This is a genomic window from Candidatus Protochlamydia phocaeensis, from assembly GCF_001545115.1.
GTDB classification, from domain to species: domain Bacteria; phylum Chlamydiota; class Chlamydiia; order Chlamydiales; family Parachlamydiaceae; genus Protochlamydia_A; species Protochlamydia_A phocaeensis.
In genome coordinates, this window is sequence record NZ_FCNU01000028.1 from 98,311 (window position 1) to 123,173 (window position 24,863).

Here is a 24,863-nt window from a genome sequence, read left to right on the forward strand (position 1 = left end):
CTCGCTAAACCTACCCTGTTCCCAGCTGAATCTCAAGCGGCTTCATGCGCATAATATTGCGCGACAACTTATGCCAGCGCTTCCAATCCGCCTTAAAGCTTTTCTTCAGCTGACTAAGCTCTTGCTTAACTTGCTTTAATAAAGCCCGTTCTTTACCTTCATAACGAGCATTGTAATAGCGTTCTCTGAGCTGATTAATTTGAGCGAATTTAGCCACTAATCGATCAGATAATTCTAAAATGTTTTTTTCTATCTCATCTTTCTTAATGTACCACAGATCGCACAAGCGTTCTTGCAAAAGCTGGGTGCGCTCCAGAACCAAGCGTTTTCTGATCGTATAAGGGTCCATGCGCTTTAAGTGGCTGGCCAAGCCCATTTTATTAAGCGTCCAAATCAACCACTTGGTCGGATCAAAGTGATACCAGCGAATTCCATTGCGGTAGTCATTTGCAAATGTATGATGAAAATTGTGATAGCCTTCTCCGAAGGTCAAAAGGGCAATGATATAGTTATTGACAGCGGATTGCTCTTGGCAAAAAGGTCTATCTCCCCATGTATGGGCAAGTGAATTAATGAACCATGTAAAATGGTGGAGGACAAAAAGGCGCGTCCAGCAGGCTAAAAAGAAAGCACCTACATAGTCATTTAGAAGCCACCCAACGACAAAAAAAGCGATGATGTTGGTAAACACCATCAGCCAACCGGCATGGCGGTGTTGAAATTGAACCAACCGATTTTTCATTAAATCCGGTACAACTCTGGGATCGATGTCGCGCGGTTTTTCTAAAATCCAAAGGAAATGGGCGTACCAAAAGCCTTTCTTAATAGAATAAGGATCTTCTTCAGTATCGACATGCGCATGGTGCAATCGATGGTCAAAAGACCAACGCAGAGCGCTTCCTTGACCGGCCATCGAGGCAAAAAAGAGAATAATTCCTTCTACAAAAGAATTGGTGCGAAAGCTGCGATGAGAGTAAAGCCTATGATAGCCCGCCGTAATGCTAAGCCCTGTTAGATAAAGCAGGACAATCGAGATTGAAATCATGCCCCAGCTGGGAAAGGCATAATAAAAATAAAAGGGCAAACTAATGAGCAGAATAGTTTGATAAATAATAAGAAACAGCCCAGGCCCCCAATTAAATTCTTTCTTTCTCATCTTCACCTCATTCTCAATTTATGATGTCATTTTAATCCAAAAGCGACTAAATGGCAATCTATCTCTCGATTTTATTTACCTATGTTATTAAACAGAAGAGGAATAAAGGTCAAATCTTTTTAGGAAATGAATTAATTTGTGATTGGTGGTTTTTATTAAAACCATTTAATAATAAATGTTGATCGATTTGATTTTAAATTAAACTTGTTTGTAAATTTAACTCAGTTAAAAGAATGATAGGGGTTAATAATTGCTGAAGACTGCTTTAGTAGTTTTAGATTTTGATTTAAAAAAGTTAGTTTAAGATTCGGCTGGTCAATTATTTTTTTTTCTTTATTACAATCTTTCGTGTTCTTTTATTCTTTATTGTTCAAAATGAGAGAAAATTTTAAGCTTGCGGCTACCATCATTTTTTTAACGGAAATCATTTGTATGAGATCAATTACGCTAGGTCAAATGGCTCGGCTTTTACAGTGTTCGGATCCTTTGCCGCAAAGTTTAATTCAAGGATTTAGTACGGATTCGCGGACGCTCAAACCAGGAGAGGTCTTTATAGCCCTTTCTGGCGAGCGAGTGGATGGCCATGCCTTCCTAGCGGATGTGAAGCAAAAAGGATGTTTGGCTGCGGTCGTTTCTAAAAGCTATGCAGGCCCGGATTTCGGCCTTGCCTTGCTTCGCGTTGAAGATCCCTTGCATGCTTTACAAGAGATGGCGAAAAGTGCTCTTTCTAGAAGCTCTTCCAGGCTTGTGGCCGTTACAGGCTCTATTGGAAAAACGACCACCAAAGAGTTTATCAAGACTTTATTGGAAACTCGGTATCGGGTGGCGGCTTCTCCTGGCAACAGCAACTCTCAAGTTGGCATTCCTCTTTCTATTCTCAATCATACCACAGGGGAAGAAGAGATTTTGGTGTTAGAGATGGGCATGACGACGCCAGGCAATTTAGCGCGGCTTGTGCAAATAGCTCCTCCTGAAGTGGCTGTCTTAACAAGGGTTGCTCTTGTGCATGCCTGCAATTTTGAATCTCTTGAAGATATAGCGTGGGCAAAAGCTGAAATTTTTTCTCATTCCCATACAAGGCTAGGAGTCATCCACCGTGACATTGCTAATTATGAGGCGATTGCCCGATTAGGCAACAGCCATAAACTTTCTTTTTCTACAAATGATCCCCGGGCTGATTACCAACTAGATAGCCAAGATGGCCACAAACTTTACGCGCATGTTGAAAATCAGACGATCGATCTAGGATCTCTTCTTCAGGTACCAGGCAAGCATAATGCGCATAATTTATTAGCCGCCATAGCAGTGGCTAGGCATTTTAATGTTAGTTGGGAAGAAATAAAGCATGCCATTCCCTTTTTGAAATTGCCTGAAAAGCGCCTTCAATTTGTCGATTTTCAAGGCATATTATTTCTCAATGATTCTTATAATGCTTCTGAATTGTCGGTCAAAGCCGCATTAGAAACACTTCCCCAGCCAAAAGAAGGCGGAAGTAAGGTGGCAGTGCTTGGTAGTATGATGGAGCTGGGAAAATTTTCTGCCGACTGCCATCGAAGAGTAGGCGAGTTTGCTTTGGATCATGTCGAACAGATCTATTGCTTAGGAGAAGAATGCCATCCTATTTTAGATGTTTGGAAAAAGGCCGGGAAGCCCGTAGAACTGTTTTTAGATAGGGCCTCGTTAGTCGCTTGCTTGAAGCAGGCTTTAAAGCCTGCAGATGTCGTTTTGTTAAAAGGGTCGCGTTCCAAAGAATTATGGAAGGTATTGGAAGAACTATAACGAAGAAATGAAATTATGATCCTGCTTATTATTGATTTGCTTAAAGACATGTGGGGTATCAAAGCTCCCGCCGTTTTTACCTATTACTCGACCCGTATGATTCTGGCTGCCCTTACCTCTCTTTTGTTGAGCATTTTCCTGGGGCCTTATTTTATCCGCAAACTCTATGAAATGAAGATTGGACAATCCATCCGCAAAGACGAGTGTCCGCTTTTGGGAAAGCTCCATGAGAAAAAGCAAAATACTCCGACCATGGGCGGAATTCTCATTCTTTTCTCTATGCTCATTTCTTTGATTTTATGGATGGATCTCACTCATATTTTCACCTTTATTTTGCTGGCCACAACTCTTTTTCTGGGATCGATCGGAGGACGGGATGATTATCTCAAGTTAAAATATAAGAACACCAAAGGCATGTCTGCTAAAGGCAAACTATTTTTCCAATTCTTATTATCGGCTGCCATTGCGTCTTATTTTTTAATTGCGCCCGTCCATGAGGCTATTGAAAACTGGACGTGGTTTCACATCCCGGTGATAAAAGAAAATGTAGTGGTCAAAGGGGAGGCCGCACAAAAAGGAGAGGCTGTACAATCAGATAACGGCCATCAATCCGTTAACTTAAGTCTAAAAGACTATGCTTCCCGCCTTTATATTCCTTTTTTTAAAGAACCTGTTGCCATTTTTAGCGGGCTGGCTCTTATCCTAATGGCTTTCTTTATGTTTTTTGTCATTACGGGAGCCTCTAATGCGACTAATTTGACGGATGGATTGGACGGCTTGGCGTCCGGTTGCTTGATCATGGCGGCCGGGGCTCTTGGCCTGATCGCTTTTGTGTCGAACCATGTTGAGATTGCCCGCTACCTCAATATCCTTTATATCGAAGGAAGCGGAGAAATCGCCATTTATCTCAGTGCCTTGATTGGGGCTTGTTTGGGATTCCTATGGTATAATGGGCATCCCGCTCAAGTTTTTATGGGGGACACGGGTTCATTGACCTTAGGCGGTATCATCGGTGTATCTGCAGTTTTATTGCGCCGAGAATTTTTATTGGGGATAGTGGGTGGTGTTTTTGTTGCGGAGGCCTTATCTGTGATTCTTCAAGTTTTAAGCTATCGCCTGCGCAATAAAAAGCGTGTATTTCTCTGCGCTCCCTTGCATCATCATTTTGAGTACAAGGGATGGCCGGAGACAAAAGTCGTCATCCGCTTTTGGATTATCAGTCTGCTGTTGGCCATTATCGGCATCGCTTCGCTGAAATTTCAGTAAAGGAAACCTATATGCAATCGACTGCTAGCTATAAAGGGCAACGGGCACTGATTGTCGGAATGGGAATGAGCGGGCGTTCTGCTGCGCATTTTCTTCTTGTACAAGGTGCGATCGTGCAAGGAATTGACCGTGATCCCAGCCTGCAATCTTTGGGCGAAATTGAAGATTTGCAAAAATTAGGTATGCGGGTCCAACATGAGCAGGAAAGCTTGGATGTGAAAGACTTTGACTTTATTGTTCTCTCGCCAGGTGTTCCTCCTACGCATCCTGTTGTAAAGGCAGCTAAAGCAGCTCAGATAGAAGTTGTCGGAGAGATCGAATTGGGATGCCGTATGCTGAAGCAACCGGCTATAGGCATTACCGGTACGAATGGCAAGACGACAGTGACTTTGCTTGTGACGCATATTCTTAAGCAAAGTGGCTATCCGGCCAAAGCCTTGGGTAATGTCGGAGTACCTTTTACGCGCGAGTTGATGGCGCTGCAGGCACAAGAAACGATTATTTTGGAGCTAAGCTCTTATCAATTAGAAACCATGCAGCAAAAAATTCTCGAGCAAGCAGTTATTTTAAATGTGACGCCGGATCATCTGGACCGTTATGCAAGCATGGAAGAATATGCATCAGCTAAATTTAATATCGGCCGCTGCCTTACGCATGCAGGAAAGCTATTTGTAGAAGATAAGGCTTGGCAGGATTATGGCAGTTTGCTGCAGCATGGGGAAGCTAATCGGTACGGCTATGATGAAGCATGCCTAGTCTATACTGATCTTCAGTCTGTTTTTTATGGGGGCCGGCGGGTCTTTGATTTGCCGACTCTGCTTAGAGGAAAGCGAAGCCATGATGTGGAAAATATTTTAGCTGCCTATGCACTTTGTGCAGGGCGTGTATCAGGAGAACAATTTTTGCACGCGCTTGCCTCGTTTAAGAAGCCCTCGCACCGCATCGAGTTTGTCTTAGAAAAAAAAGGTGTTCGTTATTACGATGATAGCAAAGGAACGAATATTGACGCCGTTGTGCGAGCTGTTCAATCTTTAGAAGGGCCGATTATCTTGATTGCCGGAGGGGTTGATAAAGGCGCCTCTTATCATCCGTGGGTGGATGCGTTTAGGGGAAGAGTGAAAGCGATCTATGCAATCGGGCAAGCGGCCGAAAAAATGCACAGAGAACTTTCCGCCCATTTTCCATTGAAAATAGCAGCTAGTTTAGATTTGGCTGTCCGACAAGCTGCCGATCAAGCTCAGGAAGGGGAAACAGTATTGCTATCGCCGGGGTGTTCTAGTTTTGATATGTTTAAAGATTATGCCCACCGAGGAGAAGAGTTTCAACGCATTGTCCGGCAGCTTTAAGAGACTGTCGTCGAATTGCTAATGGCCTAGATTCAAATTATTTTCTCCTAGGTCATTAGCAATTCGACAACAGTCTTTGAGAGAGTGCATTAAAACCCATCATAAGCTAGGTTTGAGGATTTTCTTTCAGGAAAAAAGAACTCGAATCTAAGTCATTAGCGGTTTTAATATGCTCTAATAAAAAAAGGAATGAATCCAAGGAAACCTGCCTTTATGAGGTAGGCAAGGGAGTTAAGAATGACAAGAAAAGATACTATATTAATTGCTGTTGTCATTAACGCAGGGTTGCTTGCTATTTTATTTGCTACAGCCATTATTTATGATACAGATAAAGTTATAGATAAAGTCCTTGAGCAATCAGAATTTAGTACTTCGTTGGTAGAGGCGGAGAAGGCTAATGAAACGAATTTAATTGCAGCAGCGGGTCCGGCTACAGATGAAGTCGATAATGTTTTAAAATATTATACGCAGCCAGCTCCCCAACCCTTAATACTGGAGTCTCAAGCGGAGAGCTATATCCATGAGCCGATTGCGGTCCAATCAAACGCTGATGATGATGAGCTGCCGCAAGGCCTGCCTGCACCGGCTTCATCCGATCGCTTTGTTGAAGTGACGGTAAAAAAAGGCGATGTATTGGAAAAAATTGCCAGGGCCAATGGAACGACCGTTGGCGCCATTAAAAGAGCCAATCAGTTGCAGAGCGAACGTTTATCGATTGGCCAGACGCTTAAAATCCCAGTTAAAGGAAATGGCCAGGCGCTGGCATCCGCTTCGAATGCCCAACCAGCTAAAAAGGCAAGCGAAAAGAAAGAAGAGAGCGGATCAGAAGCGGTTTACTATGTCATCAAAAGTGGGGACAATCCTTGGAAAATTGCCAAGCAGTTTAATGTTAAGTTTGAAGATATTCTCAGACTAAATCAATTAGATGAAGAAAGAGCGCGCAATTTAAAAGTCGGGGACCGCATCCGCGTGAAATAAATGGTTACTTTCCATCGTTTGCTTCTTTTAATTTGCGTCACCTCTATTTTTGCGATGGGGCTTGTGATGATCTTTAATACAACTTCGGCGGAAGTATTGGATCATGCATTGGCTAAAAGCACTCATCAGGCTTTATTTAAACAAATGTCCTATGCCTTTATAGGCTTGATCTTAGCAGCAGGGGTCTGGAGCATTGGCTATCAAAGGGTGCTTAGCTGGAGCCCTTATCTCTTGATTTTTTTTTCTTTTCTTCTCCTATTGACCCTTATTCCTGGAATAGGCAAGGAAGTGAACGGCTCGAGGCGCTGGCTAGGCATAGCTGGCTTCTCCTTTCAGCCATCTGAATTTGTGAAATACATTGTCCCGGCTTATCTGACTTATCGCTTGCAGCAAGCTGATGGACCGTTTTTATCTTTCAAAGCCTTTCTGAAACTCATCGCCCAAGTTGGAATTCCCATTCTTTTAATTTTAGTCGAGCCTAATAACGGAACGGCTGGCGTAATCGGTCTAAGCGTCGTCGTCATGTGTGTCATGACCCGTGTGCGCTTCAAATACTGGGCATTGCCGCTTTCCGTTTTATTATTCATTGGAGCGGTATCAGCCTATCATCTCCCTTATGTATCGGCACGCCTGAAAGTCTATCTCCATCCTGAATTGGACTTAAGGGGAAAAGGGCATCAGCCTTATCAGGCTAAAATTGCTGCAGGATCCGGTCAGATTTTCGGCCGCGGGCCGGGAAATAGCTTGCAAAAGCTCAGCTATTTACCGGAGGCGCAAAATGACTATATCGCAGCTATTTACGCTGAAGAATTCGGTTTTATCGGCATTGCAAGCCTCGTTTTTCTCTATATGCTCATCGGATACGTTGGCTTTTATATTGCACATACCACGCAGAATCGCGGAGGATTCTATTTTGCAACGGCTATTACCTTTCTTATCTGTTTTCAGGCTTTTATGAACTTGGGTGTTGTGTCCGGACTGCTTCCCAGCACGGGCCTGAATCTGCCTTTTTTCAGCCAAGGAGGAACATCTTTGATGGCTAATATCATGGGCTTGGGACTTTTACTCAATATTGCCCAAGAAGGAGAGTACGCTTATGTCTAAACGTATTTTGATTGCTGCAGGGGGAACGGGCGGCCATATTTTTCCTGCACAGGGGCTTGCTCAAGAAATAAAGAGGCGCATTCCTTCTTCTTCCGTTCTTTTTGTAGCAGGTAAATTGGGGTCCAATAAATATTTTGATCGTTCGCTTTTTCCTTTTAAGGAAGTGGTCTCCAGCCCGCTTCTTTCCAAAAATCCCATAAGAAGCCTAAAGGGATTGTTTAACTTGGCGAAGGGCCTTTATCAAAGTATAAAAATCATGAAGGACTTCCAACCGGATACCGTGGTGGGTTTCGGAAGTTATTACACTGTGCCGACATTATTGGCTGCTAAGCTGCTTCGTATTCCAATTGTCCTTCATGAAGCCAACAGCATTCCCGGTAAAGCCAATAAATGGCTGGCTCCTTTTGCATGCAAAATAGGCGTGCATTTTCCTTCTACACTCTCCCTATTAGGAAAGCATGCGATTGAAGTAGGTATGCCTTTAAGAGAGGGGTATGCGCGCGGCGATATCAAGCGGGAAGAGGCATTGGCTTATTTCAAATTATCTAAAGAGAAGGCTATCCTATTGGTGTTTGGCGGATCCCAAGGGGCGCAAGCGATTAATGCGCTTATGAAGGGATGTGTGGCGGATTTAAAAGAGACATCGTTGCAAGTGATCCATTTGACAGGAAATGAACTAGCTGTTGAAGAGCTTGCGGTTTTCTACGCTTCTCATGGTATTCCTGCAACGGTTAGAGCCTTTGAAGCTAATATGCATTATGCTTGGAGCATTGCTGATTTTTTCATCGGCCGGGCAGGTGCCTCTACAATTGCAGAAGCAATGGAGTTTGAAGTGCCGGGTATATTAATTCCTTATCCTTATGCAACCGATCAACATCAGGATAAAAATGCAGATTTTCTAGTTGAAACGGTAAAAGGCGCGGTTAAATGCAAAGAGGCGGATTTGGTAGCTAAAGAACTGGGCCGCCTGATTCAACTCTATAGCTTAAAGAGCTATCTAGAACCCATGCGGCAAGCAATCCAAGCTTATAAGCAAAGGCCTAACCGTTTAACGCTTTGTGAGCTCATATTAAATTTAAAATAATCACAACTTTTTCAGGTCATGAATATGTCGGAACACTATCATTTCATTGGAATTGGCGGAATCGGAATGAGCGGCCTTGCCCGCTTGCTGCTGCATAAAAAGAAATGCGTTTCTGGCAGCGATATAGCCTTTAATTATACGATAGAAGGGTTGGCTAAGGCAGGAGCTATTATTCATAAGGGCCAAGCGGCTGAGAATATTTCGGCTAAAATGACAGTTGTCTATAGCAGCGACATTAAGCCTGATAATCCAGAATATCAAACCGCCATTCAACTGCAATGCGCTCTTCTGCATCGCTCCGATTTGCTTGTAAGCCTAATTGGGCAATACCGCTCATTGGCTGTTGCCGGCACGCATGGGAAGACGACAACGTCTTCATTATTGGCGACCGTACTCGTCGAAGCAGGCCTGGATCCTTCCTTTGCAGTGGGGGGCATGCTGCCTGAGTTTCAAAGCAATTCGCGCTTTGGAGAAGGAGATCTTTTCGCCTTTGAAGCGGATGAAAGCGATCGGACTTTCCTTAAGTACCATCCCTTTGGGGCCATTGTGACAAATATTGATAACGACCATTTAAATAACTATGAAGGAAGCGAATCCCTCTTAATAGAGTCTTTCAATACCTTCATGTCGCAGGTGGCGTCCCCGGATCATTTAATTTGGTGCGGAGATGATCTTCACTTGAGGCGGCTGAATAGGCCGGGACAGCGTTATGGATTCAGCCCGGACTGCGAATGGGTCATTTCGAATGTCAGGCAAGACGGCTTCCAAGTTGTATTTGATTTGAAGGGAAAAGAGAAAAAGTATTCCGATATTGTTTTGAACTTGATTGGAACTCATAATGCGCTTAATGCAGCCGCTGTTTTTGCTTTGTCGATTACTTTAGGCATACCGGAAGGCGCCATTCGGCAAACCTTCAAATCTTTTAAAGGCGTTCTAAGACGCTGCGAAAAAAAGGGAGAAATAAACAATATCCTGTTTGTGGATGATTATGCCCATCATCCCACCGAAATTTCGGCCACATTGAAAGGCCTTCGCTTAGCAGTCCCCAATAAGCGTTTAATTGCCGTTTTTCAGCCTCATCGCTATTCCCGTACTAAAGATTGCCTAGGGCAATATGGAAATATCTTTGATGCTGCAGATGAATTGATTGTCACAGATATTTACGGGGCCGGAGAGACTCCCATTGCAGGCCTGTCGCATGAGTTGATCATTCAAGAGATCCAGCAAAGTTCCCCTCTTTCTTGCCAATACGTTTCGCGTCCGGCTCTTAGCCATAAGCTGAGCGAAATGATTCGCCCTGATGATGTCATCATCACATTGGGAGCCGGAGATGTGACCAAAGTTGCAGGAGAAACCCTGGCTTTATTAAGCAGGCTTCCTGGCTATTAAGAGGGGGTTTTAAAACGCTTACTGTCTATACTCAAAATTATTTTTCTGAATGGATGGAGAAAATTTATATAATTTATTTAGAGAAATAGATTAGAAAATTTAGTTTAAATTTAATTGATTTTGTAAGAGATTGAGAAATAAATAAAGAAATATTAACCTTGCCTTTAAAAAAAATTAATTTTGATTCGCTACTTTCTAGCGACCATTCAAAAGTTAATGCTTAAAACTTCTATTAAAAAGGTTAATATTTATGCATTGTCCGACTTCTTCCGCTGTTCTCGCTCCTTATTATACCGAGAAAACCTTATTCGCTGAGACAATTGTCCAGTGGTCCAGGATCTCTAGAGAAGTTCCCAATCCATCGATGCGTCTCGAATCTCCTAAAAAAGAGGTTAAACGAGCTTTTGAAGCTTATATCAATGCTTTTAAAGGATTGCTGCCGCTCGTCCTTTTAGGGGGAAAAGAGATCAGGACTTTAGAGTATGAGAAAAATTTCGGAGTATTGGCAATAAAAGAGTCCCAAGTTGATGAAAAAGTCATGGGAGCTTTCTTGCGCACAACATTTAGTAGTCTACAGGAGAGTTTGAGTTTAAAGAAACGCGTCAAGCTACATGTGACAGAAGGGGCCATTCTCAATGCGACGAAATGGTGGCTTTATATAAATGACCTGGCTATTTTAGGCGCTATTCATGCAGACAAAGAATTTCATGTGGTAAGCGAAGAGAAAGAGTCTTTGCCTTTCGAGGATTTGTGGGATGTGAAAAATGCCCGCCCTCGTGTACTAGGGCGCGAGCTGGCTATGTTAATGATAGCCGGATACGAAAGAGGGGAGCTCCTAATAAGCGGAAAAGGGCAAAACGATCAGGAAAATATTACCGCAGTAGAAAATAGCGAGCGGGAAGACGTTATCGCAGCAGCACAAAATGAGCGAGAATTGAATGAAAAAGGAAAAGATGATCGAGAATTGAATGAAAAAGGACAAGAAGGATCAGAGCTAGACCAGAAAGAACAAATTGAGATGGAACCAAAAAAAGAAGCTAGCGGACTTCGGGCAAAAAAAGTGAAAAAAAAGCTGCCGAGATCAGGAATTGTTCTTCTCCCGCCTTGCAATGGAGAAAATCGTTCGGTGACCTTGACGGCTTGTCGAGAGAAAATAGCGGGTTTGAAATCTATTGATGAAATTACCAAAGCCTTTAATATTCAAGTGATAGGAAAGCCAAGAACCAGAGCTCACACGCTGTAATTAAACGAAGACTTTTCCATTTTGGCTGCGCTTTTGCGCTGCCAAAATGTTTTTCTGTCGATCTCTCCTCCTTGAGCGCTTTACTTAATAACTTGAGTTTTAAGACGTGCTCTAAAAGAATAAAGAAAGTAAAAAAACGAGAAAGATTTTTTAGTTGGCATGCGTCTTTGCACTCAGCTGTAAGCTAAGCATTTTTTAAAGGGGCTTTGCCATGGTCGTTGCCGTCGTCTTTATTAGAAGGTTTTTGAAACTGCAGTTCATCATCGATCGGATTCTCTAAAATTTGTTGAACTTCTAAAGAGTCGAGTGCTTTTACTCTATTGCGAAGCTCGGTAAGCGATTTAGGGATTTGATCAGAGAAACAGCAGCAGAACACAATGCCTAAATTATGCGCATCAACGCATTTATATCCCGATAATTTGAGAATGATAATTTCTCTTCCCAAAGGACGCAGGCTATGGGTTGAGGCATTCCATAGTTTATCCAGGCTGGGAAAACGCTCCTGTTTTTTTGGAGTAGCAATATGAAAGTCCTTGCCGGCATGCATGCCGCCTAGTATAAACGCATCGTTAACTAAAAGAGACCATTGTTTTTCTCCTAATATAGAACCGCTTAAGGAATCAGAATCTTCTCTGCTCTTTTTTTTAGATTGGGCAACAATCAGCTTTACGTTTCCAACAAGCTTTTCTTCATTTCTCAGCCTGTCGGGTCCTAAAATGATGAAGCGAAAGTAGGAGTGATAGGTGTGCATATAGACTTGATACGCTCTTTCTCCGCCATCTTTTGGATTTTTTCCGGGGTTCCCTAATCCTTCCTTTACTATGAAAGCCCATTGTGTTTTGACTTCTTTATAAAAAGGTTGGGGATCAATGGGAGAAATAAAAGGAGATCCGGAAATTGACATAATATTTGCCTCTTGGAAGATGAATGCGTAAAAAACAAAAACCCTATCTAAGTCCCATTATGAAGGATTAAGAAAATTCATTGAAACAGCTTGTTTAAAAAAGGCAAAAATAAATACAGCGAATGCGTATTAAAACTCAAATTTGATTGACGTAGATAAGAAAAAGGCCTGCTAGACTAAACAAGCCTCGCCAGTGGCACGTGGCAGTATCCATGGGGGTAGGTGCAGCTTAAAGCGGTTGTAGATGGCGTTAAATCCATTCTTTTCAAGAATCAATCTTAGCGGTTTTTAGGAGGCTTTGATAGAATAGGATGCCAAGAAACTGAATAGAAAATAAGCGGATAACTAAAAATATTTTTATCTTATTCAAAATTTAAATTCACGTCTTGTCCTAAATGGTTTTAAGAGAGACGTGCAACTTAAGTGGAAAATTTATTCCGGTTTTCTCATAGTGATAGAGCAATAAAGCATTTAATCTTATGTTAGATTCATCTTCTTCTGAAAAAATTCCATTTAACCGCGCTTTTTTGTGGATTTTGCTCTCCACTTTGCTCTTTTCGGGGTCTGCCTTGATGGGATGGCTGTATTATTTGCATATTAGGGAAAAACGCCTACAAGATGATCAATATCGCATTGTAGCCATTGTGCAGAGGACTCCCCAGCAAGAGAGCCTTAAGACGAGCTATTTGGCTGAATGGCTGGATCTTTCGCTCGATCAACCCATTAATCTTTATCAATTTAACACCAAAGAGGCGGAGCGCAAGCTCCTCGCGTGCCCGTTGATCAAACAGGCGACGATTCAAAAAATCCGGCCGGGGACCTTATATATTCAATATCACATGCGCACCCCGTTTGCCTATCTAGGAGATTATGCGAATACTGCTCTTGATACCGAAGGGTATATTTTTCCTGTCCGTCCTTTTTTTACGCCTAAAAAGTTGCCTGTTATCCACTTAGGCGTAGAGGGGTTGGAAGGGAAATGGGGAAGCTGTTTAATTGAGCAAGAGCGCTTGAAATTAGCTTTTCAAATTTTGAAAAGCTTGAAAGCGTGGGGTGAGGAAAGCATTTATATTAAACAAATTGATGTGGCAGATGCCTATGCCGATAGCTATGGCCAGAGGCAAGTGGTGATTGCATTAGAAATAAGCCCGGAAGGCATTCCTCTCGATGAATCTTCCCGGCGCCTTTTTCTTCTTCGTTTAAATACAGAGCATTATCGTCAAAATCTAGCTAATTTTTTTGTGTTGCGCAATTATCTGACTCAATGGCAAGCAAGCAAGCCTTCACAGACGCAAGGACGCTTGGCATCTAAACCTGTCATCATCGATCTTCGCATTCCCCATCTTGCCTTTATTAAAAAAGAACCTTAGAGTGGATTCACATTTACATCAACCCTATATTTTAAATTAAACACGCCCTAGGGTATATCATCAATTAGGCAATGAATCCCATTCGCATTCTTTTCCCTTCGTTTAGGGAGAAAATAAAATTGAATCCGGTGATTGATGATGCGCTCTAAACGCATGTGCAACTAGCAATTTGTAAACCCTCTTAACTAAAAGGAAGGCTGGCTATGGCAAATGAAGAATTTATTGAAATTCATTGGACAAGCGGAACGTTAGATGAAGCACGTCGCATCTCACGCTACCTTGCACAAGAGCGCTATGTCGCCTGTGCTCAGATTATTCCTTGGATCGAGTCCGTTTATATGTGGAATAATAAATTGGAAACAGCCCAAGAAAGTAAAGTCGTCCTTAAAACGCGTGCTGAAAATTACAATAAAATCAGAGAAATCATTGAACAAAATTGCAAGTATGAAGTCCCGGAGATCACCTGGTTTAAAATTGAAGGAGGAAATAAGAGCTATATGGAATGGCTACAAGAAAGCACATTTGTTCAACAGGAAAACCTAAGCCATTAGCAATTTGAAGACAAACACTTAACAATCTGGCGGTATCGAATACTAACCAATGTTAATTATTTAATAATTATTTAGAGATTGTTTCTCAATATTGATAGTTTTATAATTATTATTAAGTAGCATTTGTTTTTATTAATAGATTGACTTGTTTACACCCTTTAAGGGGAGGTTAAGATGGATTCGATGGGTTTAACTCCTGTACCTGGGCTTACTCCGCCGACCGCTTATATGCCCGTTACTTCTTCCAATAATGAAGCAAAGAAGGGAGTGAGCGAGCAACAGGCAAAGACTGCCTCAAATGAATTAAATGAAGTTAAAAGTCCTGAAAATCAGAGATTTTCGATAGGATATAAAAAATTAAAAGACACAGGTGGAAAAGCTGCCCTTTTTATCCAACGCTTACTTTTTTATCGAAATGATCTTAATACCTCGAATAAGGATATCGCTTTTCGGTTGACGCTTCCTGGGGCTATAAAATCGGCGGCCTCTTTGCAAAATAAAATTTCCTGGGAAGCGAAGGGAGAAGGGACGGAAAATGAATCTATCAAAACAGTGAAAGGAAAAGTCAAATTAGCGAGCAAGGCCCTTATTCGGAAAACAATGATAGGCGTTGCATCTCGCCTATTAACATTAGCGGCCGTTCCTTTTGAAATGTTTAGGCAAGCCAATAAAATTCCCAACCGCATTAGTAAAGCTCTCCAATTAGCTCATGCGCAAAGTACTCATCCTCAAGCAAGACTGGCGGATAAGGCTAAAATAGCCTTGACAACTGTGGCTTCGATAGGCAAAACCCTGGCGGCTCCCTTTATTGGAGCGGCAATGGGGCTTAGCTTATCTATTATGGGAGCAGAGAATATGAAGGACAGAAAAAGTTTGGCCAATAAAGTCCTCAAGCCGCTAGGCAATTTCATGCCTAAAGGACTAGATAATTAAAGGCTAGAGAGTTCTTTATTCGCTAAGCAAAAACTCGGTGCGTTTTTCGGATGCGGTGGTGGGGAAGAGATTATTTATATGGGGATTCTGAAAGTGAAATTGCATCCGCCTATTGCGTTCTTATCTAGCTTTCGTTTAAGATACTAAATCTTTATAAGTTGGATCTGCTATGCAAAGTAAAATTCAATTAGATTTATTTACAGAAGAAGATGAGCTTTCATTGATGCGAAAAGAGTTAAAAGAAGTTTATCTTCAATTTGAAAAGCTTAAGCGAGCTTTGTATGTCAGGCATCAAGACCTTTCCCGGCTTTGCCTTCAGCTGAAAGAAGAAAATGAGCAGCTTAAATATCGCTTAGATAAGCTGGAAAGCGTTATCCAAAAGCAATCTAAATCTTCCAATGATGATCTTTTAGAGAAATTGTTTAAAGAAGCTTATCTTCTTTCTTCTTAGAGGGCGCATTAAAACCCATCATAGCGTATAGGGGCACATTTAAACGCTCTTTACTTGTCCATAAGTTGTGCGAAGACTTTTCCTGTAGGGGTAGGGGCTTTGGAGAGTTTGCTGGGAGCGCCTTCGAAGATGAGCCGGCCTCCTTGCGGCCCTCCGCCTGGCCCGAGCTCGATCAACCAGTCCGCTTGCTGCAATAGATCCAGGTGGTGTTCGATCATAAAAATAGAATGCCCCTTATCTACTAACCGATGAAGAATTTTAAGGAGTTTTTCCAGATCCTGTACATGTAGGCCTGCAGAAGGCTCATCTAAAATATAGAGTGTCGGCTCCAGGTTCTTTTCTGCCAAATCGGCGACAAGCTTTAAGCGTTGAATTTCTCCTCCGGATAAGGTGTTAAAGGGCTGCCCTAATGTTAAATAGTCCAGTCCCAATTCTGTCATCATTTCTAAAGCGGGCGCCATCGCGGGAATGTAGCGAAAGACTTGATAGGCTTCTTGAGCCGATAGAGAAAGAATATCGGCAATTGTATAATTTTCCCATGTAATTTGAAGGGTTTCATAGTTATAGCGCAAGCCTTGGCAAACTTCGCAAGGAATATACAGATCAGGCATTAATTGCATATTCGCGCGAATTTGTCCAAGCCCTTCGCATGCTTCGCAGCGCCCACCCCGTTTATTCAAGCTAAAGCGGGAAGCCGTGTAGCCTCTTGCTTTGGCCAGGCGCGTTTCAGCGAAAAGTTGCCTAAGGGGGGTCATCAAGCCGACATAGGTAGCTGGAATAGAGCGGGCTGAAAAGCGCTCAGCTTGCTTTTGGCTCATTACCAATCTTTTAAGGGATTCATAGCCTTGTAGAGAACGCAGAGCTACGGAGCGTGAAAGATACTCTTGAATTTGCTTGCCGATCATATCTAAAACAAGGGTAGATTTTCCGGACCCTGACACTCCGCAAAAGCCCACTAAGCATGCGAGAGGAATGTTGACAGAGAAATTGTTCAAATTATGAAGGGATGCGGATTGGACAGTCAGCCAGCCATGCTTAGGTTTGCGATGCGGAGGCTTGGGAAGCTTGCGCTTGCCGCTGAGCCATTGGCCGGTTAAGCTGTTTGGATCCTTTAAAAGCTCTTGAAAAGAGCCTTTAAAAGTCAGCTGTCCTCCAAATCTTCCGGCTCCAGGCCCCAATTCAATGAGATAGTCCGCTTGTTTGATCAGACTTTTCTCGTGCTCGACTAAAATTACCGTGTTGCCGAGTTCTTTTAGCTCCTCGATGACTTGGTGCAAGTGTTGAATATCTTGCCGGTGCAGTCCCAGCGAAGGTTCATCCAAGATATAAGTGACGCCCGACAATTTAGCTCCGATTTGGGAGGCGAGCCGGACCCTTTGCGCTTCGCCTTCGCTGAGCGTTTTACCACGCCTATCAAGCGTTAAATAGCTTAATCCAACCTGCTCAAGAAAGGCGAGGCGGGTAAGAATATGCGGAATGATCTCTTTAGCTATCAAAGCCGCTTTGCCTGTCAAGCTCCACGCCTTTAATTCATTTAAAAGGGCAGTCACAGTAAGGGAGCAAAGTTGATGGATGTTTTTGCCTTGAATGAGACAGGCAAGGCTTTCCGGCTTAAGGCGCGCGCCTTGACAGGCAGGACACTCTTGCCATTCGATGAAGGGCAGTTCGCTGAGAGAGCCTCTGGTCTTTTTTGTTTGCAAAGCTTGCTCTAAAAGGGGGACAAGCCCTTGCCACTGTTGTTTGACAAGGAGATCCTCTCCGGATACGGAAAGAGAATGTGCAAAAATATGGGCTGAGCCATACAGAAGAGGCTCCAATAGGGAAGAGGGAAGATCGCTTAGGCGAGTGTCATCTGGAAGTTTTAAAAAGTTCCAGAAGGAGGAAAAGAGTTGTTGAATAGGATAGGCGGTTTTTTTGGGAAGATGGTCGATAAGAAATCGGATTTGTTCGATCAAAGGCCATTCGGAATCGGAAAGAAGGAGCTGGGGATTGACCTTCTCTTGCCCCCCTAGGCCTAGGCAAAGCGGGCACGCCCCGCGTGACGAATTAAAATTAAAATCCGCTGCTTCCAAGGGCGGAAAAGACAATCCTGTTTCTGGACAGACGTAAATTTCTGTAAAATAATGAAAACGCCCCTCTCTTCCCTCTTGTACCTTTAAAATGCCTTGGCTTAAATCCATGGCTGTTTCAATGGAATGCGCTAGCCTATCTCTTATTCCCTCTTTTATTTCTATTCGATCAACAATGACTTCAAGCTGGCTCACTTCTTCCAATGAAGGCAATGGGTCTTCGCTGACCCAATCTTGGCCTTCAATTCTCAAACGGATGAATCCCATTTGCTGTAGCCTGGTCACGGCTTGATGAAATGTTTCTTTTTGTAATTTGACAGGGGCTAATAATTGCAGTCGCATTCCAGCCGGATATTCTTTTAAAATTAAATCAATAATTTCCTGCCTTGTATAGCGGATCAAGCGCTTGCCTGTCGCCGGGCTATGCTGTTCTCCAATGCCGGTATAAAGCAAAGTTAAAAAGTCATAAATATCTGTATAAGTAGCAAGTATTCCAAGCGGGTAAAGCTCTTGCCTACCTTGGCCGATAGCTAAAGTGGGGGATAGGCCTTCAATGAGATCCACTTGCGGCTTGGCCATTTGCTTGATCCATACTCTAGCTTGAAGAGAAAGGTATTCCAAATAGCGGCGCTGGCCTTCAGCAAAAAGCGTGTCAAAGGCTAAAGAAGATTTCCCCGATCCGCTCACCCCTGTGATTACCGTAATGGCCTGCTTAGGGATTTTTAAAGCAATATTTTTTAAATTATGCTGGCGGCATCCTTGCAAATAAATAAAATCGCGAGCAGAAGGAACAGGCATAGCTTCACCAAAGTTTGAAAGCCAATTTGTTTTTATTTATCCAGTGAACTCAACTTAAGCTCAGTTATTCGAAAGAATAAAAGGGCTTATTCTTTTGGATAGAGGAAATGAATAGGTTGTGGCGGATATTTTTCTTTCTTTCCTTTAAATTTAATTGTTAATTAAAGAAACATCAAATAGAAAATGATTCAAGTATTTAATTACAATGCCCCTTGGGAAAGTTCTTTGCATTCGCAATAACCTAAATCCGAATCTTTCAAGGGATGGCTTTGAAGAGGAATTTATGAAATTGAAAAAGTTATAATGGTATGAATAGAAATAACGTCTTTTTTAAGCCGTTAGCAGTTTAGGAAACCCTCTTATTAAAAGAGTTATTTTGTTGCAATTTCATGCCAAAACAGCTTAACATAAAATAAAGACAAGGGTTGCTGCCGAAATTGAATCGAGGAGTATATGGGAAATATAGAAGGACTCGTAAGCATCAAAGAGGAAGCAAAAGGAGATATCTTAATTTTAAGGATGAATGGCCGTTTGGATGCCGTCTCTTCTCCCACAGCCGAGCGCAAAATTTTTGATTATATTCATAATGGACAGGATAAGTTATTATTAGATTTCTCCGGCGTCGATTATTTAAGTAGTGCGGGAATGCGCATGCTGTTATCTGTTACCAAAAAGCTTAAAACGCTTTCTGGAAAGCTTGTTATTTGCGAAGTCACGGCTAATGTAATGGATGTTTTAAAGATGTCTGGCTTTGACCATGTATTAGAATTAGCAAAAACAGAAGAAGACGCTCTTCGTAAGTTTTAATGATTTGAAAGCTTAACACTTTTCTTTATCCAAGTTAAAATACCCCTTTTGACCCATGTTAAATATTAAAATTCTACAGTTTATGAACGGATGGCTATTGTGATCAGCGGAATTTCTTTTGAAACTGAAGAGGTCAAACGCATTATTCTAAATTTTGCTTTAGAAATTCAAAAGCAAATCCCTTCGAATCTCCAACGAAAAAAAAAGCGCGTGATTGTTATAGCCGGTCCCACCTGCTGCGGTAAATCGGCTTTGGCGATGAATTTAGCTCAAGCAATGGATGGAGAAATCATTTCAGCAGATTCCATGCAGGTTTATCGAGGCATGGATATTGGAACGGCAAAGGCAACCAAGGAAGAGCGGCTGCTTATTCCTCATCATCTTATTGATATCCGCAATATTCAAGAGAATTTCAATGTCGTTGATTTTTATTATGAGGCCCGACAAGCTTGCCAGCAAATTTTAGACCATGGAAATGTGCCTATCGTTGCCGGAGGATCGGGATTTTATTTGCATACCTTGCTTTATGGACCTCCAAGTGGGCCGCCTTCTGTCCCTGAAGTGCGAAAATCTCTGGAAGAGGAAATTGAGCGTCTTGGATCCGATGTCCTTTATGATCGTTTAAATCAGCTTGATCCGCAATATGCAAAGACCATTACAAAAAATGACAAGCAAAAAATTGTGCGGGCCTTAGAAATTATTATGCTGACTAATAAAAAAGTCAGCAAATTATCTTGGAAAGGAAGGAGAAGGCCGCAAAACTACGATTTTCGCTGTTGGTTCTTGCATCGTCCAAAAGATAAATTATATGAAAGAATAGACCAACGATGCGACAAAATGCTGCAAGATGGATTTATAAATGAAGTGCGCAGCTTAGAGCAACAAGGCTTAAGGCAGAATTCATCGGCCTCGCAAGCTATCGGTTATAGGCAAGCTTTGGATTTTCTTCAGACAAACCAAACGCCTGCGGATTATGAGAAATTTGTTCAATCTTTTAAACAAGCCACTCGCCATTATGCCAAAAGGCAATTTACTTGGTTTCGAAAAGAGCCTTTATTCCGCTGGCTGGATGTTGATATGCATGATCCTGAAGTGGTGTTTGATATTATTATGAAGGACTATGAATCTCTTTAAGCCATATGCCTTCTTATGAAAATTATAGCCATTGGAGGCAGTCTACGCCCCCATTCTTACACTTATCAAATTTTAAATTTAGCTTTAAAAGAGATCCCAGATAAGGACATCCAAACACAATTAATTGATCTGCGTCAATTAAACCTGCCTTTTTGCCAAGGCGGAAATGATTATCCGGCGTTTCCGGACGTAGAAAAATTTAGGCAGACTGTTCGCTCTTCTAGCGGAATCCTTCTCGCTACTCCAGAATATCATGGGAGCGTGAGCGGAGTATTAAAAAATGCGCTCGATCTTTTAGATGAAGAGCATCTTGCTGGAAAAGTGGTCGGCCTTATCGCTGTCGTTGGCGGTGTGCATAGTACGAACGCCATCAATACTTTGCGTCTAATCTGTCGTCAGCTTCATTGTTGGGTGTTGCCTGAGCAAATCGTGATCCCTCACGCTGAAACTAGCTTTAATGCAGAAGGGGAGTTAACAGATCTTCACCTGCAGGAGCGTTTAAGTAAAATGGTTCAACATTTGATTGAATTCTCTAAAAAAATTAAAGGATAATTCTTTTTTTCATTAAATTACCTTTTTTAGAGGCTGTATTAAAATCTTTAATAACCTATGTTTGAGATTATTTTCTCCCTAATCCGAGCCTTCTCGTAGGGGAAAAGAATGCGAATCTACGTCTTTAGCAGTTTTTAATACATCCTCTTAGAGGAAAATAGGCTGCTAGAAAACAGCATAATTTGATTTACTTAAAAAACAGTAATAAACTATGATCTCAGAGTAAAACAAGCACTATTGATTCCATTCTAGGCAATCCTTAAGTGGTGAGCATCTGCCTGTAGAGTTATATGTAGTCAATATCTCAAAAATCTTACCAAGTAACTGTCATGAATGAGTCTGAAAGCATGAGTTTAAAAGAAGAATCTCAAGAGAATCAGTTTCCTATCAATCAAAATGATCCCACTTCTCATCAAGAGGACAGTGAATTAGCTGCCGATACGGATAGTCCTGAATGGCAGGAGGGTGAAGAAATGGATAAGAGTAAAAGTGAAGAAGAGGACCATAAAGACTCAACGCGTAAGAAGAAAGAGCATAAAGAAGCGCATACTGCTCAATTTGAAGCTTTTTTGAAAATTTTTAACGAACAAGCAGATGCAGAAGCGAAGTTGCAAATGGCGATTGATTTTATGGAATCCGCTTTGGCACAAGGCGGCACGCCGCATTTTCGCAGTTTTTGGGAGGCGAGACGCTTATGTCTGCCTTTGTTTAAAGAGAATATTTCACCAGCCGTGCGCAGCCAGCTATGGCAAAAATATAGTGAACTGTCTAAAGAGGCGCGTCGCTTAAAAGAAATTTTAGATGAACAAAGTGCTTTTGCCGTTGAGCAAATCGAAATAGCCATTCAAGCTCTTGAAAAAGATATTCATCAATATGATGAACAAGTCGAAAAGGAATCTTTGCCCGACCATCTCGTTTTTCCGCAAGCGTTAAAGGAAAAGCATGCCCTATATGAAAATTTGCAAAAGCAATTAAATGTACTTAACGTTCAAGCTTCTCGTATTAACGCATTGAGGAAAGAACTCCTAAAAACTGAGATGCGCGTTCGGCAGAAAAATAAGTTTTTCCAACGCCTTTCTTCAGCGGGCGATGCGGTTTTCCCTAAGCGCAAAGAGCTAATCAAGCAAATCAGCCACCAATTTGTCGAAGATGTGGACCAATTCATCAGCTCTTATTTTTCAAATGAAGCGTCTAATGAGTCGTTATATACATTAAGAGAAGAAATTAAGGCTTTGCAAGGATTGGCTAAGGTCTTAACTTTAAATACCAATTCGTTTACGCAAACACGTATGCGCTTGAGCGAATGCTGGGATAAAATTAAAGTAGAGGAAAAAGAGCGCAAGAAAGAGCGAGCTCAACAGAAGGTTGTGTTCAAACAAAATGCGGAGCTTATCCGTCAACAGATTCAGGCGGCTAAAGATGCGTTGGAAAAAGAGAATCTGCCAACCACAGATGCGCATAAAAAAATAGAAGATATTGTCTCTTTGATGCGTAAAACAGATCTTGGGCGTGAAGAGCTCAAGAAACTGCGTGAAGAGCTTGGCGAATTGCGCGCAATCCTCCAAGAAAGGACAAAGAGCGAAGAAGAGGCGCGGCAGCAGCAAGAAAATGAACGTATGCGTCAGAAGAAAGAGAAATATAAAATGCTGCGCGATCAAGCCGATAAGCTCGTGCGCCAATCGGACACTTTTGAAGCAGATCAATTGATTGCAGAACGCGACCAGTTGCTGGCTCAAATCCAAGAGACAAATTTGACTAAGAATGAGAAGAATGAACTTGAAAGGATTTTAAAATCTCTTAAAGACATTATTGCCGAGAAGCAGGAAAAGGCTCTTATGGATATCTCCGAAGATGAGCGGCATGCTTTGCAGCAGCTTCAAGATATTCTTAAGCAGCGCAAAGAGCGACGTCAAGAGATCAAGAATCAATTAGAAATTTATCGTAAGGCGGCCGGTTCTTCTAGTCTGGATTTTGAACGAGCAATGAGCTTTACCGATCAAATTAATGAAGAGAAAGAGCGCTTGGAAAAAGCCAATCAAGGGATCCGTGAAATCGAAAAGAAAATTGCCGACTTGCAGTCCAAATTAAAATCTGGACGTGGTTAGTAATCGATTAAGCATTATTCCATGTGATGCGAGTAAGATAAAAAGCGGACTCTAGAGGTCCGCTTTTTTTTTAGCCTAATTCATTATCTATTTAATGGTTGCGAAAAGCTTTAATCCAAAAGTGATTGTAGCTTAGCTTGACTTCTTTTGTCGGATCTTGAGCCGTATAGGCCAGAAAAGTTTCCGAGACAGCTTGAGCAAATCGCTTCTGCTGAGCGGTTGGAATTTTCGCAATATGAGGTAGCCAAGCTTGCAGACTATTCGCGAAGGCTTCTTGGTTTTCAAAAGAAGACTGGCGAATACTATGCTGAGCCGTTTCTATTCTCATGCCTACACTTAAAATAATGTCTCGATATTGCTCAATTGTCATCTCGGGCATAATGGCTTTTTCTTTAAAATCTTCAAAAAAAGGCTGCCAGTGGGGATGTTGAATGCAAGTTTCAATAGCAAGAGCTAATTCTTTTTGACGAGGAGGGGGATTGAGAGAAACCAGGGCGCATCCTTCTATGCGTAAATGCTCTCTAATTTTTTCCCAGACAGCTTTTTGATCGGGTACCCAGTGTAGAGCAGAGGTAGAAATAATGACATCGGCAGGGCCTGAAAGAGCAAAAATATTAAAAAATTGCGCATCGTCTTCTTTGAAATAGACATTAGAGACGGCTTGAGACTTTTTACTGGCTTCAGCTATCATATTGGCAGATAGATCAATGCCATAAACTTGACCGTTGGGAACCGAGTCATGTGCTAAAATCGTTGCAATTTCTCCGCATCCGCATCCGATGTCAATGATCGTTTCATTTCCACGAAAAGAATAAGCTTTTTCTAACATCTCCAGAGCTAACGCAAATTGAGCTCTCGAATTCTTGGAGTAATTCTCTCCTTGCCACCACTTGTTAAAAAAATTCGCATCTTTATTAGGGAGAGGAGTCTCTTCAAGAGAAGGGAAAGGAGAAACAGAAGGAAGAAGGGAACTGGCTGGAACTTGCATGGAGACCTCTATGGATAGATTAAGAGATATATAAAAGGAGCATGAGTGTATATTTAATCACAAAAAAAATTAATCGAATTTGATTCGATTGGTTTTTGGCTTAACGGTTTTAATACATTCTTTAATAGAAAAAATAAATTTTAATTTTCAAGGTTTTAATGTCAAACCTGTCTGGAATAAAGGAGACTGAATTTGAATTTAACTGTTTTTGATTTGGATCATACTCTGCTGAACGCCAACAGTAGTTATCGCTTTGGGGCTTACCTTTATCGAAAGAAATTCTTTTCTTTTTTTTCCTTGCTTGCTTGCCTGACGTATTATACTCGTCATAAGTTATTAAGAATGCCTTTGCAAAAAGTTCACCAAAAAACTTTCCTTAGCATTTTTAGAGGGCATTCTTTAAGAGAAATTGAAAGGCATGCAAAGGCTTTTGTAGAGCAAGAACTTGCGGGCATGCTTCATTTACCTGTTCTTTGCCGTCTTAGGGAAGCGCAGAAGCAAGGAGATTATACGGTAATTTTATCCAGCTCCCCCGATTTCTTAGTAAGGCCTATTGCAGAGGCTCTGGGAGTCCATGACTGGAAAGCGACTATTTATTCGACAGATGGGCTAGGCAATCTCGCTCATATTTCCCGCATTTTAGAAGGACAGGGAAAGGCGGATTATGTCGAATCTTTAATCAGACAATGGGAGCTGTCTCGCTCGTCTATTACCGTTTATTCGGATAGCTATTTAGATTTACCTGTATTAAAAATGGCGGGAAAAGCTATAGCTGTAGATCCGGATTTTCAATTAAAGCGTATTTGCCAAGCCAATGGCTGGGAAATTCTTTAAGAGAGCTAATAGACTCGATTCG

At 41.9% G+C, this 24,863-nt stretch carries 21 protein-coding genes; 17 read left to right on the top strand and 4 right to left on the bottom strand.

The window, feature by feature from the left end; translation table 11 throughout:
• Positions 1–10: 10 nt before the first annotated feature.
• Complete coding sequence (locus tag BN3769_RS10015) at positions 11–1,156, bottom strand: acyl-CoA desaturase (RefSeq protein WP_068470137.1); 1,146 nt, start codon at positions 1,154–1,156, stop codon at positions 11–13.
• Positions 1,157–1,588: 432 nt separating this feature from the next.
• Here BN3769_RS10015 and BN3769_RS10020 point away from each other — a divergent pair, with 432 nt between their 5' ends.
• From BN3769_RS10020 to BN3769_RS10055, 8 genes are all read left to right on the top strand, one after another.
• Entirely contained in the window at positions 1,589–2,935 is a 1,347-nt protein-coding gene (locus BN3769_RS10020; RefSeq protein WP_195155572.1) for a UDP-N-acetylmuramoyl-tripeptide--D-alanyl-D-alanine ligase, read from the top strand.
• A gap of 15 nt (positions 2,936–2,950) precedes the next feature.
• Entirely contained in the window at positions 2,951–4,201 is a 1,251-nt protein-coding gene (gene mraY, locus BN3769_RS10025) for a phospho-N-acetylmuramoyl-pentapeptide-transferase (protein WP_068470141.1), read from the top strand.
• Positions 4,114–5,547, top strand: coding sequence for a UDP-N-acetylmuramoyl-L-alanine--D-glutamate ligase (gene murD, locus BN3769_RS10030; protein ID WP_079989518.1), 1,434 nt, complete (start codon positions 4,114–4,116; stop codon positions 5,545–5,547). The genes mraY and murD overlap by 88 nt, the downstream gene beginning before the upstream one ends.
• Before the next feature lie 237 nt (positions 5,548–5,784).
• Positions 5,785–6,525, top strand: a complete 741-nt coding sequence (locus tag BN3769_RS10035) for a LysM peptidoglycan-binding domain-containing protein (RefSeq protein ID WP_068470145.1) — start codon at positions 5,785–5,787, stop codon at positions 6,523–6,525.
• Positions 6,526–7,629, top strand: coding sequence for a putative lipid II flippase FtsW (ftsW, locus tag BN3769_RS10040; protein WP_068470146.1), 1,104 nt, complete (start codon positions 6,526–6,528; stop codon positions 7,627–7,629).
• Positions 7,622–8,713 (top strand): undecaprenyldiphospho-muramoylpentapeptide beta-N-acetylglucosaminyltransferase, encoded by a 1,092-nt coding sequence (gene murG / locus BN3769_RS10045; protein ID WP_068470147.1) that lies wholly within the window; start codon positions 7,622–7,624, stop codon positions 8,711–8,713. Before ftsW ends, murG begins: the two co-directional genes overlap by 8 nt.
• A 24-nt stretch (positions 8,714–8,737) precedes the next feature.
• Positions 8,738–10,102, top strand: coding sequence for a UDP-N-acetylmuramate--L-alanine ligase (gene murC, locus BN3769_RS10050; protein WP_068470149.1), 1,365 nt, complete (start codon positions 8,738–8,740; stop codon positions 10,100–10,102).
• A 250-nt stretch (positions 10,103–10,352) separates the two neighbouring features.
• Positions 10,353–11,345 (top strand): hypothetical protein, encoded by a 993-nt coding sequence (locus tag BN3769_RS10055; RefSeq protein WP_068470151.1) that lies wholly within the window; start codon positions 10,353–10,355, stop codon positions 11,343–11,345.
• A gap of 184 nt (positions 11,346–11,529) precedes the next feature.
• On the opposite strand, the gene BN3769_RS10060 is transcribed toward BN3769_RS10055, so the two are convergent.
• Positions 11,530–12,249 (bottom strand): hypothetical protein, encoded by a 720-nt coding sequence (locus BN3769_RS10060; protein ID WP_068470153.1) that lies wholly within the window; start codon positions 12,247–12,249, stop codon positions 11,530–11,532.
• A gap of 479 nt (positions 12,250–12,728) precedes the next feature.
• Here BN3769_RS10060 and BN3769_RS10065 point away from each other — a divergent pair, with 479 nt between their 5' ends.
• The 4 genes from BN3769_RS10065 (at position 12,729) to BN3769_RS10080 (ending at position 15,554) form a co-directional block, all read left to right on the top strand.
• Positions 12,729–13,619 (top strand): cell division protein FtsQ/DivIB, encoded by an 891-nt coding sequence (locus BN3769_RS10065; RefSeq protein ID WP_068470155.1) that lies wholly within the window; start codon positions 12,729–12,731, stop codon positions 13,617–13,619.
• A gap of 203 nt (positions 13,620–13,822) precedes the next feature.
• Positions 13,823–14,170, top strand: coding sequence for a divalent-cation tolerance protein CutA (gene cutA / locus BN3769_RS10070; RefSeq protein ID WP_068470157.1), 348 nt, complete (start codon positions 13,823–13,825; stop codon positions 14,168–14,170).
• Positions 14,171–14,344: 174 nt separating this feature from the next.
• Complete coding sequence (locus tag BN3769_RS10075) at positions 14,345–15,103, top strand: hypothetical protein (RefSeq protein WP_068470159.1); 759 nt, start codon at positions 14,345–14,347, stop codon at positions 15,101–15,103.
• Between the two features lie 169 nt (positions 15,104–15,272).
• Positions 15,273–15,554, top strand: a complete 282-nt coding sequence (locus BN3769_RS10080) for a hypothetical protein (RefSeq protein WP_068470162.1) — start codon at positions 15,273–15,275, stop codon at positions 15,552–15,554.
• Between the two features lie 50 nt (positions 15,555–15,604).
• On the opposite strand, the gene uvrA is transcribed toward BN3769_RS10080, so the two are convergent.
• Positions 15,605–18,421 carry an excinuclease ABC subunit UvrA gene (gene uvrA, locus BN3769_RS10085; protein WP_068470164.1) on the bottom strand — a complete coding sequence of 939 codons (2,817 nt, stop codon included), beginning with the start codon at positions 18,419–18,421 and terminating at the stop codon, positions 15,605–15,607.
• Between the two features lie 453 nt (positions 18,422–18,874).
• Here uvrA and BN3769_RS10090 point away from each other — a divergent pair, with 453 nt between their 5' ends.
• From BN3769_RS10090 to BN3769_RS10105, 4 genes are all read left to right on the top strand, one after another.
• Positions 18,875–19,228 carry an STAS domain-containing protein gene (locus BN3769_RS10090; protein WP_068470168.1) on the top strand — a complete coding sequence of 118 codons (354 nt, stop codon included), beginning with the start codon at positions 18,875–18,877 and terminating at the stop codon, positions 19,226–19,228.
• A gap of 90 nt (positions 19,229–19,318) precedes the next feature.
• Positions 19,319–20,362 carry a tRNA (adenosine(37)-N6)-dimethylallyltransferase MiaA gene (miaA, locus tag BN3769_RS10095; protein WP_068470170.1) on the top strand — a complete coding sequence of 348 codons (1,044 nt, stop codon included), beginning with the start codon at positions 19,319–19,321 and terminating at the stop codon, positions 20,360–20,362.
• Between the two features lie 15 nt (positions 20,363–20,377).
• Positions 20,378–20,914, top strand: a complete 537-nt coding sequence (locus BN3769_RS10100) for an NADPH-dependent FMN reductase (RefSeq protein ID WP_068470172.1) — start codon at positions 20,378–20,380, stop codon at positions 20,912–20,914.
• A 329-nt stretch (positions 20,915–21,243) separates the two neighbouring features.
• Positions 21,244–23,019: a hypothetical protein gene (locus BN3769_RS10105; RefSeq protein WP_068470175.1), complete on the top strand. Its 1,776-nt coding sequence runs from the start codon at positions 21,244–21,246 to the stop codon at positions 23,017–23,019.
• A 91-nt stretch (positions 23,020–23,110) separates the two neighbouring features.
• Here the strand turns inward: BN3769_RS10105 and BN3769_RS10110 are convergent, their stop codons facing one another.
• Entirely contained in the window at positions 23,111–24,007 is an 897-nt protein-coding gene (locus tag BN3769_RS10110; RefSeq protein WP_068470177.1) for a class I SAM-dependent methyltransferase, read from the bottom strand.
• A gap of 192 nt (positions 24,008–24,199) precedes the next feature.
• On the opposite strand from BN3769_RS10110, the gene BN3769_RS10115 reads away from it, so the two are divergent.
• Entirely contained in the window at positions 24,200–24,841 is a 642-nt protein-coding gene (locus tag BN3769_RS10115; protein ID WP_068470179.1) for an HAD family hydrolase, read from the top strand.
• The last annotated feature ends 22 nt before the right edge of the window (positions 24,842–24,863 follow it).